The sequence below is a fragment of the Bradyrhizobium sp. SZCCHNGR1005 genome, assembly GCF_032489995.1.
Taxonomy (GTDB): Bacteria; Pseudomonadota; Alphaproteobacteria; order Rhizobiales; family Xanthobacteraceae; genus Bradyrhizobium.
Genome location: NZ_JAUEZC010000002.1, coordinates 110,079 through 123,602, shown reverse-complemented (window position 1 = coordinate 123,602; position 13,524 = coordinate 110,079). Strand labels below are relative to the sequence as shown.

Annotated in this window: 13 protein-coding genes and 1 pseudogene; 4 read left to right on the top strand and 10 right to left on the bottom strand. The window is 60.2% G+C overall.

Annotated features, from left to right (window positions below):
* Positions 1–531 precede the first annotated feature (531 nt).
* Entirely contained in the window at positions 532–960 is a 429-nt protein-coding gene (locus QXZ85_RS33730; RefSeq protein WP_409998246.1) for a hypothetical protein, read from the bottom strand.
* A gap of 274 nt (positions 961–1,234) precedes the next feature.
* Between QXZ85_RS33730 and QXZ85_RS06760 the strand changes: the two genes are divergently transcribed.
* Together QXZ85_RS06760 and groL are read left to right on the top strand one after the other, a co-directional pair.
* Positions 1,235–1,498, top strand: a complete 264-nt coding sequence (locus QXZ85_RS06760) for a hypothetical protein (RefSeq protein WP_315702618.1) — start codon at positions 1,235–1,237, stop codon at positions 1,496–1,498.
* Between the two features lie 198 nt (positions 1,499–1,696).
* A complete protein-coding gene (groL, locus tag QXZ85_RS06755) occupies positions 1,697–3,337 on the top strand; it encodes a chaperonin GroEL (RefSeq protein WP_315702619.1) in 1,641 nt (546 codons plus the stop codon).
* Positions 3,338–3,509: 172 nt separating this feature from the next.
* Here the strand turns inward: groL and QXZ85_RS06750 are convergent, their stop codons facing one another.
* The 7 genes from QXZ85_RS06750 to QXZ85_RS06720 form a co-directional block, all read right to left on the bottom strand.
* A complete protein-coding gene (locus tag QXZ85_RS06750) occupies positions 3,510–5,582 on the bottom strand; it encodes an ABC transporter permease (RefSeq protein WP_315702620.1) in 2,073 nt (690 codons plus the stop codon).
* A 58-nt stretch (positions 5,583–5,640) separates the two neighbouring features.
* The gene (locus QXZ85_RS06745; protein ID WP_316173809.1) at positions 5,641–6,912 is read right to left on the bottom strand and encodes an efflux RND transporter periplasmic adaptor subunit; all 1,272 of its coding nucleotides are present in this window, start codon (positions 6,910–6,912) and stop codon (positions 5,641–5,643) included.
* A 209-nt stretch (positions 6,913–7,121) separates the two neighbouring features.
* Positions 7,122–7,751: an exopolysaccharide biosynthesis protein gene (locus tag QXZ85_RS06740; RefSeq protein WP_316173807.1), complete on the bottom strand. Its 630-nt coding sequence runs from the start codon at positions 7,749–7,751 to the stop codon at positions 7,122–7,124.
* Between the two features lie 255 nt (positions 7,752–8,006).
* Positions 8,007–8,171 carry a DUF3309 family protein gene (locus QXZ85_RS06735; protein ID WP_315702622.1) on the bottom strand — a complete coding sequence of 55 codons (165 nt, stop codon included), beginning with the start codon at positions 8,169–8,171 and terminating at the stop codon, positions 8,007–8,009.
* A 109-nt stretch (positions 8,172–8,280) separates the two neighbouring features.
* Positions 8,281–8,427, bottom strand: coding sequence for a hypothetical protein (locus QXZ85_RS06730; RefSeq protein ID WP_316173805.1), 147 nt, complete (start codon positions 8,425–8,427; stop codon positions 8,281–8,283).
* Between the two features lie 201 nt (positions 8,428–8,628).
* On the bottom strand, positions 8,629–8,793 hold the full coding sequence (locus tag QXZ85_RS06725) for a DUF3309 family protein (RefSeq protein ID WP_315702624.1): 165 nt from the start codon (positions 8,791–8,793) through the stop codon (positions 8,629–8,631).
* A 170-nt stretch (positions 8,794–8,963) separates the two neighbouring features.
* On the bottom strand, positions 8,964–9,224 hold the full coding sequence (locus QXZ85_RS06720; RefSeq protein ID WP_315769383.1) for a hypothetical protein: 261 nt from the start codon (positions 9,222–9,224) through the stop codon (positions 8,964–8,966).
* A 674-nt stretch (positions 9,225–9,898) separates the two neighbouring features.
* Here QXZ85_RS06720 and QXZ85_RS06715 point away from each other — a divergent pair.
* A complete protein-coding gene (locus QXZ85_RS06715; protein WP_315744171.1) occupies positions 9,899–10,708 on the top strand; it encodes a transglutaminase family protein in 810 nt (269 codons plus the stop codon).
* Between the two features lie 219 nt (positions 10,709–10,927).
* Here the strand turns inward: QXZ85_RS06715 and QXZ85_RS06710 are convergent, their stop codons facing one another.
* Positions 10,928–11,605 (bottom strand): Crp/Fnr family transcriptional regulator, encoded by a 678-nt coding sequence (locus QXZ85_RS06710; RefSeq protein WP_315769382.1) that lies wholly within the window; start codon positions 11,603–11,605, stop codon positions 10,928–10,930.
* Between the two features lie 727 nt (positions 11,606–12,332).
* On the opposite strand from QXZ85_RS06710, the gene QXZ85_RS06705 reads away from it, so the two are divergent.
* A complete protein-coding gene (locus QXZ85_RS06705; RefSeq protein WP_315702628.1) occupies positions 12,333–12,698 on the top strand; it encodes a response regulator in 366 nt (121 codons plus the stop codon).
* Positions 12,699–12,790: 92 nt separating this feature from the next.
* On the opposite strand, the pseudogene QXZ85_RS06700 reads toward QXZ85_RS06705, so the two are convergent.
* A pseudogene (locus QXZ85_RS06700) lies at positions 12,791–12,997 on the bottom strand (AI-2E family transporter); the annotation flags it as partial.
* Positions 12,998–13,524: the final 527 nt, after the last annotated feature.

Sequence of the window (13,524 nt, the reverse complement as noted above, 5' to 3'; positions counted from 1 at the left end):
ATGCCGGCCATAGTTTCCAAAGCGTGGCCCTCCGGATGGATCATGAACTGACCGGGAGCGCTTGTCGTGATGCGGCCCATCGAGCGGCCGAGCAGGTCCGTCAGCTGCCAAACCGTGTCTCCTTTTGCAGGTGTAACGATTACATCCATTATGAGCCTTGAGCCTTTACGCCGCGTTGCAATAGCCGACCGGCGAACTACCGAGTTCCGCGGCCGCGGCATTCTCGTACTGGAACGATCGGGCCTCGGATCGACCCGCGATCGAGCGTATGGCGCTTAATACCGATATGTGCGATTATATAGAATGGTCAAAAAAGGTCGAAGGCCAACGTCAGGGGAAGCAATGGCAACCGCGCTCGACCGTTGGGACGAGGAAGGCGGAGCGCAGGAGGTGGCGTGGCCGTTACCCTATGAAGCCGGCGAGTTGCGGGACGTGGAGCGCAGAGTCCTGGAATGTCTGGGTACTGCCCTTGTCAGCGAATGGAATGATCTGCCTACTGATGTCCAGCGCAGACTTTTTGAGCACGCGGCCTCAGGCAAATCGCGTGATGCCGCCGTGTTGAAGACGCAGATCGCCCGTTTCCTGCACGATCATAAAGGTGCCTCGCGCTAACACGAGCTTGGCAGAGTTGTTCACGCCGTTGCTTTTTGCTGACCCGTCTTCTGCAGTATGGGTATCGCGAACCTGATAGCCGAAGAATGAGCGCGCGATGGCGGCGGGCCGCACCGGCAGGCTGCGGCTCGAGGGGGGGCTGTCGATGCGCTTTTCCGCCCCGTCTTGGCAACACGGCAGTGCTGCAAGAAGGTGCAAGCAATGATCGTCATAACAGCGTGACGGCGAAGACCGTGCCAGGACAGTCCCGTGCCAGGACAGTCCCTTGAAGGGATCGAGACCCAATTTCTCTTTCAACTGGAGACGTGCTTGCCCGCAGATCCATCTCGCCTTGACGGTTGCAGCCAACCGCCACAGGTCTATCTCTACTGGTAGATTTGCGAGATAACATTTCGTCTTCCACAGTCGCGGCGCTCGCCGATCGCCAGTTCGCATTTCTCCATTTGGCGCTAGCAAGCATCTCGTGCGCCGGCATCGACAACAAATCCGCGATTGCCCTGAATTTGGTGACTTCGCAGCCATCTCCTGATAAAGGGATAGCCAAGCTGGGCACAAAGAGCACGGTAAACGGATTGCTTCACGATAGCGCCGATGCAAGGCTGTTTCTGAAGGATAGCCGGTCATGACCATGCGCTCCCGACGCGAAGTAGTAACCTTCAAACATCCCTTTCGGATCAAGGGAATCGACCGCCTCCTGCCTCCGGGTACCTACGAGATCATCACCGATGAGGAGATGATCGAAGGATTGTCGTTCGCGTCGTTTCGCCGGGTTGCCACTATGATCATGGTGCCGGCGGCGCCGCCGCGAACTTCAACGATGGAGATGATTTCGATCAGCCCGGCCGATTTGGCTGACGCTCAGCGCATTGACGCAGCTCGTGAGTGACCACTCGATCTCGACAAGCTCCGCTGAGCTGCCCGTCGCCAAGAAGAAGGTCGCCTAAGCGCCGGTCTGCCTGTTTTCCTTATCCTAAGCAGCCGGCATCTCGAAGAAGGATAAGGCGCGCAAGTTGAAATCACGTGCCTAGGGAGCTGGCTAAGTCGCGCGGTCTTTCGGATTTTACGGTTGAAAACGGAGATCATTATGTCGGCCAAGGAAGTCAAGTTCGGCGTCGATGCGCGCGACAGGCTGTTGCGCGGTGTCGAAATTCTCAACAATGCGGTCAAAGTCACGCTCGGTCCGAAGGGCCGCAACGTCGTCCTCGACAAGTCGTTCGGCGCTCCCCGCATCACCAAGGACGGCGTCACCGTCGCCAAGGAGATCGAGCTCGACGACAAGTTCGAGAACATGGGCGCCCAGATGGTGCGGGAAGTTGCCTCCAAGTCGGCGGATGCAGCCGGCGACGGCACCACCACGGCGACCGTGCTCGCCGCTGCGATCGTGCGCGAGGGCGCCAAGGCGGTTGCCGCCGGCATGAACCCGATGGACCTGAAGCGAGGCATCGACCTCGCGGTGGAAGCCGTGGTGGCCGATCTCGTGAAGAACTCCAAGAAGGTCACCTCGAATGAGGAGATCGCCCAGGTCGGCACCATCTCGGCCAATGGCGACGCTGAGATCGGTAAGTTCCTCGCCGACGCCATGAAGAAGGTCGGCAACGAGGGTGTCATCACCGTCGAGGAAGCCAAATCGCTCGAGACCGAACTCGAGATCGTCGAAGGGATGCAGTTCGACCGCGGCTACATCTCGCCCTACTTCGTCACCAACGCCGACAAGATGCGCGTCGAGATGGACGATGCCTACATCCTGATCAACGAGAAGAAGCTGTCGTCGCTGAACGAACTGCTGCCGCTGCTCGAGGCCGTGGTCCAGAGCGGCAAGCCGCTCGTGATCGTCGCCGAGGACGTCGAGGGCGAGGCGCTGGCCACCCTGGTCGTCAACCGCCTACGCGGCGGTCTGAAGGTCGCGGCCGTCAAGGCTCCGGGCTTCGGCGATCGCCGCAAGGCCATGCTGCAGGACATCGCGATCCTGACCGGCGGCCAGGCGATCTCGGAAGATCTCGGCATCAAGCTCGAAAACGTGACGCTGAACATGCTTGGCCGCGCCAAGAAGGTGATGATCGACAAGGAGAACACCACCATCGTCAGCGGCGGCGGCAAGAAGGCCGACATCGAGGCGCGCGTTCAGCAGATCAAGGCGCAGATCGAGGAGACCACCTCGGACTACGACCGTGAGAAGTTGCAGGAGCGTCTGGCCAAGCTCGCGGGCGGCGTCGCGGTGATCCGCGTCGGCGGCGCGACCGAGGTCGAGGTGAAGGAGCGCAAGGATCGCGTTGACGACGCGATGCATGCAACCCGCGCGGCCGTTGAGGAAGGCATCCTGCCGGGCGGCGGCGTCGCCCTGCTGCGTGCTTCCGAGCATCTCAAGGGACTTCGCACCAAGAACGATGACCAGAAGACCGGCGTCGAGATCGTGCGCAAGGCGCTATCCTATCCGGCGCGCCAGATCGCGATCAACGCGGGCGAGGATGGCTCCGTCATCGTCGGCAAGGTCCTGGAGAAGGACCAGTACGGCTACGGCTTTGATTCCCAGTCCGGCGAGTACGGCAACCTCGTCACCAAGGGCATCATCGACCCGACCAAGGTCGTTCGTGTGGCGATTCAGAACGCGGCTTCTGTTGCGGCTCTGCTGATCACGACCGAAGCGATGGTCGCCGAGCTGCCGAAGAAGAACGCCGGTGGAGCCGCGATGCCTCAAGGCGGCGGCATGGGTGGTATGGATTTTTAAGTCCAACCCGTTTAACGCTCAACAAGAAGGCCCGCAGAAATGCCGGGTCTTTTTTGCAGGAGCCGGCAAAAAAGGCGAACGCTGGGACGCGTGATGAACTCTCGTCGTTTCCGCGCGGGTAAGCGGCTCAAGCGGATCCCGTCTTACGAAGGTTGCGTCAAAGTTGAGCGGCCTACTCGTAGCGCAGCGCTTCGATAGGATCGAGCCGAGCGGCCTTTCGCGCGGGGTAGTAGCCGAAGAATATGCCAACGGCTGCCGAGAACAGGAACCCGCCGGCAATCGCGGCCAGAGATATCGGCGCCGGCCAGCCCGTGAGGGCGGAGATGGCGACGGACAACGCCGCGCCGATGACAATTCCCACGATGCCGCCGCTGACGCTGATGAAGATCGCCTCGGCAAGGAACTGCAGCAGGACGTGCAATCTTCGGGCGCCAATCGCCATCCGTAGTCCGATCTCCCGCGTTCGTTCCGTCACCGAGACCAGCAGGATATTCATGATGCCGATGCCGCCGACCACAAGCGAGATGGACGCCACCGCGGCCAGGAGCAGCGCCATGATGCGGCTGCTGCCTTCGGCGGTCTCTGCGATCTGACTGAGGTTTCTCACGGAAAAATCGTTGATGGTGCCTGGCCTGATGTGGTGACGCCGCGCCAGGATTTCAGTGGCCTGGTCGATCGCCGCCTTGACGCCGGTCGGATCCAACGCCTGCACGTAAATCTGATTTACGAACCCGGTCATGCGCGGTTGAAGCCCGTACGGATTCGGCGGCGTCGGATAAATCCAGTTGATCGCGGTTTGCTGCTGGCTTGGCGACGCAACGCCGATAATCTTGCGCTCGGCCGTCGTGAACGGAACCATGATTAGATCGTCCTGGTCCTGTCCAAAGGATGTCTGTCCCTTGGAGTCGAGAATTCCGACCACCCGCAACGACACACCTTTCACCTGCACCATGGCGCCAATCGGGTTCTGAAAGGTGCCGAAGAGTTGCCGGCGCACGGTCTCGCCGAGGACCGCAACCAGCGCCGAGCTTCGCTCATCCTCCGGAGTGATTGCCCGCCCTGCGGCGATCTGCCAGTTCGTCATCGGAGGATAATTGGGGCTCACGCCCTGGATGCCGGTGGTCCAGTTCTGGTTCGCAAAGCGGATCAGCCCCGACTGGCGGATGAGATAGCTTACAGCCCCGGCAGCAGGCGCTTCCTGTCGGATTGCTCGCACGTCGGCAACGGTAAGTGTCGAAGCGCTTCCGGAGCCGCCCCGAGCACCCCCGCTCGTGGCGGCGCCCGGCAGGATAACCACGAGGTTGGTCCCGAGCCTTGCGATCTCTTTTCGGACCGCCTCGTTCGCTCCCTGGCCGACCGACACCATGACGATCAATGCGGCGACGCCGATGAAGACCCCGAGCATCGTCAGCGCTGAACGCATTTTGTTGCGCCAGATCGCCTCGGCGGCCGCCGTCATCACCATCCAGGCAAAGGGCCATGACGCGCCCGACATTCCAACATAGATCGGCGGTTCTCTGAACTGGACCAATTTGCCCGCGGCCTCTCCCGCCGGCTCGGGTGCCTTGGCGAGCTCCGTCTTCTTCACATCCGAGATGATCTGGCCGTCGCGCATGGTCAGCACGCGATCCGCAAAGGCCGCGACATCAGGCTCGTGGGTCACCACGATGATGGTGACGCCCTGTTCGCGGTTGAGCGAGCTGAGCGTCTGCATAATCTCGTTGGAGTTGCGTGTATCGAGATTGCCGGTCGGCTCGTCCGCCAGCAGCAGGCTCGGCTGATTGATGAGGGCCCGGGCGATTGCAACCCGCTGCTGCTGGCCGCCTGACAGCTGGCCTGGCGTGTTGCGTTCCCGATCGCGCAGCCCAAGCTTGTCCAGAACTGCGCGAGCCCGCTCGAAGCGTGCGCGCGCATGGCTCTGGCCCGACATCGCATACAAGAGCGGCAAGGCGACATTGTCGATGGCGCTGGTGCGTGGCAAGAGATTGAAGCTCTGGAATACGAACCCAAGCCGCTCGCTGCGAAGGCCGGCAAGATCCGGTTCCGCAAGCTGTGCGACGTCGATGCCGTCGAACCAGTAATGACCGCCCGTAGGCCGGTCGAGGCATCCAAGGATCGACATCAGCGTCGACTTGCCCGATCCGGACGCGCCCATGATGGCGATGAACTCGCCGCGTTCGACAGTCAGGCTTACGCCCGAAAGCGCGCGAACATCTATGTCGCCGACATGATATGTCCGCGACACCCCTTCAATCCTGATGACCGGCTCCGCCATGTGCCTTCAATCGTTGCGGCTGTTGCAACTAGAGTCGTGGTGGTGGCACGCGGGAGCGCGCTTTCGCCGAATTCCGCTGGTCCGCGACAATCACCCTGTCTTCGACTTTCAGGTCGCCGTGCACGATCTCCGTGAACTCGTCGTCGTCGAGCCCGACCGTAACCGGCACCGGCACCGGCGATCCGTCCCGGAGCACCCAAACGCGCGCTTGCTTCGTGTCGCCAAGGACTGTGCCGGTCGGGACATAGCGTAATGCCTGGTTCGGAACACGGAGTACGTTGCTCCGCTGATCGACGATGATCCGCGTCGCCGCCGTCAGGCCCGGCTTGAGCGCCAGATCAGGATTGTTGACGCTGACGACGACATCGTACGTGATGACATTCTGCACGGTTTGCGGGGATTGGCGGACCTGAGTTACGGTTCCGTCGAACAACCGTTTGGGATATGCGTCGACGGTGAACGTCGCCTTGTCGCCGTTCTTGATGCCGCCAATATCGCTTTCGCTGACATTGGCGTCCACCTGCATCCTGGTGAGGTCGGTCGCGATCAGGAACAAGGTGGGAGTCTGGAAACTTGCTGCGACGGTCTGTCCCATGGTGACGGCGCGCGAAACGACCGTGCCATCGACTGGCGAGATGATGTTGGTGTAGTCGAGATTGACCTGTGCCGCGTCGAGCACGGCCTGGCGCTGCTGGATGGTGGCTTCGTCGAATGTGATTTGCGCCAGAGCCTGATCGTACACGTTCCTCGCATTGTCGTAGGCGTCCTCCGACGCGGCCCTTGTCTTGACGAGAATGGCGAGGCGCCCGACGTTGGCCTTGGCATAGGTGAGCGATGCCTTGTCCTTTTCCAGCTGCGCTTTTGCAATGGCGAGACTGGCCTTCGCTTGATCGACGACGCTCTGATAAGGGCGTGGATCGATCTTGGCGCAGGTCTGTCCTCGCTTGACCTCTGTATTGTAATCGCAGGTCAATTCCTGGATGACGCCGGATACGTAGGTTCCGACAATGATCGTCAATTCCGGGTTGACCGAGCCCGTGGCGTTGATGTCGCGTGCAACGTTGCCGATGGTGACAGGCGCCGTCTCGTAACCAACCGTAGCGTTGCCGCTGAACGACCACCAGATGCCCAAGGATGTCGCGAGAAGCAGCGTTACGACCCCGACGAGAACCCAGCGCCGCGTCGCAAATCGCGGCTGTACGGCCGGCTCGCTGACCGCGCGTCCAGCCGATGGAAGCGGTACATAGGGCAGAGCTTCCCTGCTTTCGGCCGCAGCACCAGTGCCGCGCTGCGTGTTCATTTCGCTTCGGCTCCAGGCGTCGGATTAGAGCTGTTGCCACCATAGGCTGCCACGGGGCCGAATTGTTGATTGGGATCAAGCTATTCGGTTCGGAGCCTGCCCGGGGCCGCGCTTCTGCTGCCTCCGGTCGCCGCTGCGGGACGCACCTTTCCGTTGCTGGGTATTGGGAAGGGCATAGCTCCGCCCCCTTAGCCGGTCGTCCCCGTGATTTACCACAGGCCGAAGATCCATTTCGCACCGAGGATGGTCTCCCAGACAGCCGCCAACTCGACCGCCACCACGACGACGCCGACCAGCAGCGCTATCGAGAGCAGGAGCCCATCTTCTTCGAGATAGGTCAGCGCGATCAGCGCGATGACGAGGGCGGGCACGACGTTGCTCAGAGGCACCGGAGTGAAGACCAGGGTGATGTTCAGCAGCACGACAACGGCGCCAACGACACGCTTGGTCGCATCGAACGGAGTCGGCCAGCGCGGATGGATGAGTTTCTCGAGATACCTCAGCACGGGCACAGCTCGCTGCACCAGAGCGGCAAGGTGCCGAGTCGGTAACGGACGGACGGCGATGCGGCGTGGGAACACCGGCATGTCCTGGCCCGCGATCATCTGGAGCGCGGGAATCATAAGTAGCAGGCCGGCTACGATCGAGACGCCCGGCGTGATGGCGACCACAGCGAGCAGCAGCATGATGAGGCCGAAGGAGCGCTCGTGCAGGCGGCCCATCAGCCAGCCCAAAGTAAAGTGATCTGTCGGCGCCTCGTCGTACAGCCGCTGCAGCAGGACCGACGCCGGCGCAAACACCTCTTCATCCGCGGCTGGTGTCGGCTTCGGATGGCGCATCCGGATCTCCAGTTGATCGAACGGCTATCTCTTCGAGCGGCTCCCTTTTGGCCGATTAGCGATGCCACGGCGAGAATGCCGTGCTCGCAGCTCGCGGCTGCTCAGAAAATCAAATCAGCGCTCTACGCCGAGCCCTCACACGAAGTAATTGCAAACTGGAAGGCCACGACAGCGTGCCGGGTCGGGGATCCGGCACGCTGGTGATAGGACCTTTTGGGACGGCGTGTCTGGTCGACGCAGTCGGCCGCGACGGGATCAGAGCCGGCCCAGCAGCAGCAATACGACAAGGATAACCAGGATGATCCCGATGACACCCATGCCGCCGTGGCCGTAGCCGTAACCGTAGCCGCCAAATCGGCCGCTGAAGCCCCCAAGCAGGAAAATGATGAGGATAATGATGAGGATAAGTCCGATCGACATTGTCTGATTCCTTTGCTGGGTCTTGGTGATATAGGAACTTTCGGTGGATCGAGCTTAGTGCTTTCGAGCTTCCGGCGACGACTGTCGCCGTATCAGTGGGAAAGAGCTGCTACTTCTTCTCGATTGAAATGCCGCGCTCGCCAATGCTGATTTCGACGCCGGTGGTTTTCTGTCGCTCCCGGTAGACTTGATAGCCTAGGATCATGGCGACGACAGCGAGACCGCCGATGACCAGGTAGAGCATATTGCGAGACATTTTCCGGGAATCCTGAATTGTGTGCTTTGAATTGTGTGCTTCGACTTGCCTGGGTCTGACCAATCCAGTTCAACGAACTTCACCGCCATTGACGAACAGAAGTGGCGGAAGCAACCCTAACACAATTCTTGTGGAATTCGCGTCTTGTGGAATTAGCGGCATTTCAGGCCGGCTCATCATCTGCCGGCTGCCACCGCCTGGTCAAAGTTTGCCAAGCAAGACCAATATCAGCAGGATGACGATCACGAGGCCGAGACCGCCACCGCCGTAGTAGCCAGTACCGTAAAACGGACCGCCACCGATGCCGCTAAAGCCGCCCAGCAGCGCGATCACCAGAATGATCAGAACGATGGTCCAAATCGACATTTCGGTATCTCCCCCTTGCAGTTTGGTCGCGACCTCATTGTCTCGAAGATTACTTAGCCAGCGGATCTCAAGTGGGTTCTCAAGAAGGAACTCAATCTTGTAACGAAGATAGTAAAGTCCAGTTGACTCAAATCAAGGATGTAAATGGTTCGAAACGGCACCCCGCATTATCATCGAATAGTTAGCAGCCAGTCGTCCAGCCGTTGCAGCCAGCGCCGAGGCGGAGGCGGCGCAGGGGGCGGCTTGAGCTTGAGGCGGTCGCCGTCGCGTCCGTGAACGAGCTGAAGCGTTCGGGTGTGATAGACGGCAAGGTCCGGCCGGTGACCAATGCTCAGCACCGTGGTCTGCTTCAGCTCGTCATCGAACAGAGCCATGACGCGGCGCTGGCTGTCTTCGTCGAGCGCGGCTGTTGCTTCTCGAGAAAGACCCATCCCGGCTTGTGCAGCAGAAGGCGCGCAAACGCGAGGCGCTCCTGCTCGCCGAGCGAAAGCTCCTTGTCCCAGCGCTCCACCAGATCGAGCTTGGCGATCAGGCTGCCGAGATCGCAGCGCTCGAGCGCCTGGCGAACATTCGCTTCGGGAAAGGCGTCGCGGAACAGCGTCGATCCCCCTTTTTCGGTGTCGCCGACAATTAGTACGCGCTCGCCCGGGGTGATGCTGACCGTCGCATCATCGATGACGATATGTCCGTCCGGGTGTAGGGCGCGTTTGATTTCTTCTGCGCCTTGTTCGATCGCAGGGAGATTGTCGAGCGCCTCGCGAGAGCTGCGCCGGGCGGACTGCCGCCCGCCGGTCGACGAGCCGTGAGAAATTATCGACGAGCTATAGCAACGCCAATTGTACCTGGGTGAACGCGCCCGCCACCATGATCAGGCCGCCCAGCGTCAGGCTACTGCTGAAATAGGCCGGTGCGGAACCAGGATCTGACCTGGCGCCATAGTTCAGAAGGCGGTGAGCGTCAAAACAGTGTCGGTCCCTTTGTAGTTATTGCTCAACGAAGTGGCCGGAACACAGGCGTCCGGCGACCGTCAAAGCTTGCGCGGCGCAAAGTATAGCGTAAACATAAACGAGGTCAGTGCGGTCTAGTCAACTTTGGAGGACGCCGAGTGAAGATTCGGGTCGGCTATGAGATGGTCTACGACTTTCCGCAACCCACACCCATGATCATGGTCCTGGGCGTCCATTTTACGCGGGCTTCAGATGTCATCGTGCCCGATTATCTGACCACTGACCCCTCAGTTGCGATCATCCCATACCGCGATGGCTTCGGTAACTGGTGCAGTCGCATCGTTGCTCCGGCCGGTCGAATGCGCCTGGCGGCTGATGGTATCATTCGCGACACGGGCTTGCCGGACGTCATTGTGCCCTCGGCTTCCCAGCACGCGATTGAGGACTTGCCGGCAGAGACGATCGTGTATCTTCTTGGCAGTCGCTATTGCGAAACCGACCAGCTGTCCGATGTCGCGTGGAAGCTCTTTGAGAAGGAGCCGCCCGGATGGGCACGCGTTCAGGCGATCTGCGATTTCGTCCACAATCACATTCAGTTCGGCTATGAGCACGCGCGCGCAACCAAGACGGCCCGGGACGTGTTCAACGAGGGTAAGGGCGTTTGCCGGGACTTTGCGCATCTGGCCATCACGTTCTGTCGCTGCATGAACATTCCGGCCAGATACTGCACCGGCTATTTGGGCGACATCGGCATGCCTCCCCCATATGCCCCAGGAGATTTCGCGGGATGGTTCGAGGCCTACATTGGCGGGCGTTGGTACACGTTCGATCCGCGTAACAACGTCCCCCGGATTGGACGTATACTGATTGCTCAAGGACGTGACGCTGCTGACGTCCCTATTACTCAGACATTTGGACCCAATACCCTGGTCAGCTTTAAAGTGTGGACCGATGAGATCCCTTCCTAAGCAGCATACAGTTGAGTCTGAGGGCGCCTTCAAGAGAAATGCTCCCAGACTTGGGAAACGATTTAGCTGTACGAAAGCGAGCTGAGCCTCTGCCGGAACGAATGTCGGTGGCGTAACTTGGTAAGGGGCGACCGGATGCAAACGCCCCCCAAAGCATCCGAGGAAATGACGGTCTCAGTGCGTCCCCCACGCTCTGGGGCCGTTTCTTGGGAAAGTCCTCTAGTCGCGCTCTCTGAGCAGAGGCTTCTCGTGCAGCACCGCACTTAGCAACGAGTTGTGGACCTCAATGTGCCCATTATAGCTGATGAGGCCCAGCCTTCGAAACTTGTTCATGAAATAGCTGACCCGCGATCGCGTGGTTCCGATCATATCGGCCAATGTTTCCTGACTGATACTCGCGCTGATCGGCTGCGGGCTGCCTTCCTTGCCGAAATTCGCGAGCAGCAACAGCAGACGAGCAAGTCGCCGTTCGCTCGAATTGAATAGCTGGTCGATCAGGTCCTCCTCGATCCGGCTGTTCCGGGTCAGGAGGTACGACATGAATAGCTGTGAAAATTTCGGCTCGTCACGAATAGCCGCCATCATCGCTTCTTTGGTTATCGACGTGATGACGCAATCTTCCATCGCTGTTGTCGTCGCGATACGCAACGGATGACCGTTCATGCATCCCTCGCCAAAGAACTGACCAGGCTCCAAAATTGCGACGACTGCTTCCTTTCCCTGCTCCGACACGACGGTCAGCTTGATCTTGCCGTTTTGAATGTAAAAGATTGAGTCCGCAGGGTCGCCCTGCTGAAACACGTGCTGGTTCTTGCGAAACGTGAGAATCGCCTTGCCCGCGCCCACCCTGGCGAGAAATTGTTTAGGGTCGAACATGTCCTTGGTCGGCTTCGGCACGCGAGCCTCCTTCTCAACGAACGATTGATTCCGGCCCGCTGCCAAGCGTTTCGCACCGAGCGGCGAACTGCGTCTTCAGCCAGCCGATCGCTTGCGGGGCTTGCCCCGCTTCGCGGACATTACCGCCGGATTGTCGACAGTTCTAGGGAGGCAGGTCCGCCTTTTTGACGACCTCGGTTCGCTGCGCGCCGGGCGGCGCCGCTTGGTGCTCAAGCGCAGCAATCGCGCTTGCGTGCGGGCTGCGAGTCCCACTCACGGGACGAGGGCTGAGTCCTTGCCATCAATCCACCACCGGTGCGGGTCTACCCAACGAAGAGATCGACACGGGAAGTCAATCTGAGATTCCGAACTGAGGAGACATCCTATGGTCTTGGAGCGGCGTCAGCCCGTTACGCTCGGTGCGCGCCAGTCATGACTATCGTCGAGGGGCTATACTCTGATTTCTCGGAAAGCGGCGAGCTCTGAATCTAAGTGAACTGGTTCGAGAAGCGTTGCTGCCGGCGTTTCCCTGGCTGGCGTGAGATGCGCGTCACGAGAATGCTTCGGCGTTCTGCTCGTCGCTGATAGTCTTCGAAGCGCCGCTCGAGGCAACTGCGAAGACATAAGTGTATCTGCGGCGTCTCTGAGCTGACAACTCTCGAAGGCTCGGCGAGCGTCCCCGCGGAACCTCCTCACAGGCGGGCCGTTGCTGACTTGCATCAGAGATCAAAGTGGTGAGGAACCGGCAGTGCGAATACTTGTGGTCGAGGACGATCCGCTGGTCCGCGAATTGGTGGTCGAAGCTCTGCGCGAAGAAGGGTATGAGGTAATTCACGCTGCCAACGGAGAACAAGCGCTGGCGTGGTGCAAGAGGCAGATCGCGGACGTTCTGGTCACCGACATCAGGCTGCCCGGTGGCGTCGACGGATGGCAGATCGCCGAACGCTGTCGGGAGCATGATCCCGAGCTCCAGGTGATCTACGCGACGGGCTTCTCGCCCGTCGAGGCTCGTCCGGTGCCCGGCAGTCTCACCTTGCACAAGCCCTACCAAACCGACCGCCTCGTCGAGGCCGTCAGGCAAATGGACAAGGAACGGCGGCCCTCCTCGGATTAGATGAGAGCCAGACGACCTGGGATCGCAGCCGTAACTCGCATGCCGCGCTGGCTGCGCGTTCCTAAATCCTTCGCCGAGAGGCGATACTGCGACTATCCTTCGAGGACGTGCCCCAAAGCTTTTAGCGGGCGCACGCGATCGCTGACGATCTTCAGGATGGCTAGCATTGGAACGGCCAGGATCGCGCCAGGCACCCCCCACATCCAGAACCAGAACACCAGCGACAAGATGATCAGAACGGGGTTCAGGGTGAAGCGTCGCGCAAGCAGCATGGGAGTCAAGGTTTCGCCCTCGGCGACGGACGTCTGACAGGAACGACTGTCCAATTGAGAGATTGTGATATCGGTCTGTGGTGCGATACCTGACCACCAGCTCGCGCCATCCACCCGGGACGGCTCATTGTCAGACGCGCGTCGGGCGATGGGTCGATTTCCGTGTGCGCGCAGTCGAGTTGCGCCACAAGGCGCAGGCCGGATCCGATGTGAGCAGACAGAGCAGTTCTGCGTCGTTGCCTTGCAGTTCGAAAAATTCGACTTGGTTTTGAAGGTTGGTCATGAGGCTCCCCTGACAGGGTGAGGGCGGGAGCGCGCGGGTCTCTCAGTCACCGATGGATGCTCGGCGGGCCGGGCGGTGATAGGTCTTGTTAACGCCTGTGGCGGACCAAATCTGAGCAGATTTGAACAGCTCGCTCTCTAATTAGGTTGTTTCTCGTATCGCAGGGCTCAGGCCGGTGAAGTCCGCCTGTTGCGGCCTATTGTCGCTTGGCATTCACGTCGAAGATGAGCGCGGCCTGGGAACACCCGTCCGGTATCGGTGCGGACCTCAA

Coding starts and splice junctions, on each gene's coding strand:
- QXZ85_RS06760 (WP_315702618.1), top strand. CDS start 1,235: ATGACCATGCGCTCCCGACGCGAAGTAGTAACCTTCAAACATCCCTTT.
- groL (WP_315702619.1), top strand. CDS start 1,697: ATGTCGGCCAAGGAAGTCAAGTTCGGCGTCGATGCGCGCGACAGGCTG.
- QXZ85_RS06745 (WP_316173809.1), bottom strand. CDS start 6,912: ATGAACACGCAGCGCGGCACTGGTGCTGCGGCCGAAAGCAGGGAAGCT.
- QXZ85_RS06740 (WP_316173807.1), bottom strand. CDS start 7,751: ATGCGCCATCCGAAGCCGACACCAGCCGCGGATGAAGAGGTGTTTGCG.
- QXZ85_RS06735 (WP_315702622.1), bottom strand. CDS start 8,171: ATGTCGATCGGACTTATCCTCATCATTATCCTCATCATTTTCCTGCTT.
- QXZ85_RS06730 (WP_316173805.1), bottom strand. CDS start 8,427: ATGTCTCGCAATATGCTCTACCTGGTCATCGGCGGTCTCGCTGTCGTC.
- QXZ85_RS06725 (WP_315702624.1), bottom strand. CDS start 8,793: ATGTCGATTTGGACCATCGTTCTGATCATTCTGGTGATCGCGCTGCTG.
- QXZ85_RS06720 (WP_315769383.1), bottom strand. CDS start 9,224: ATGGGTCTTTCTCGAGAAGCAACAGCCGCGCTCGACGAAGACAGCCAG.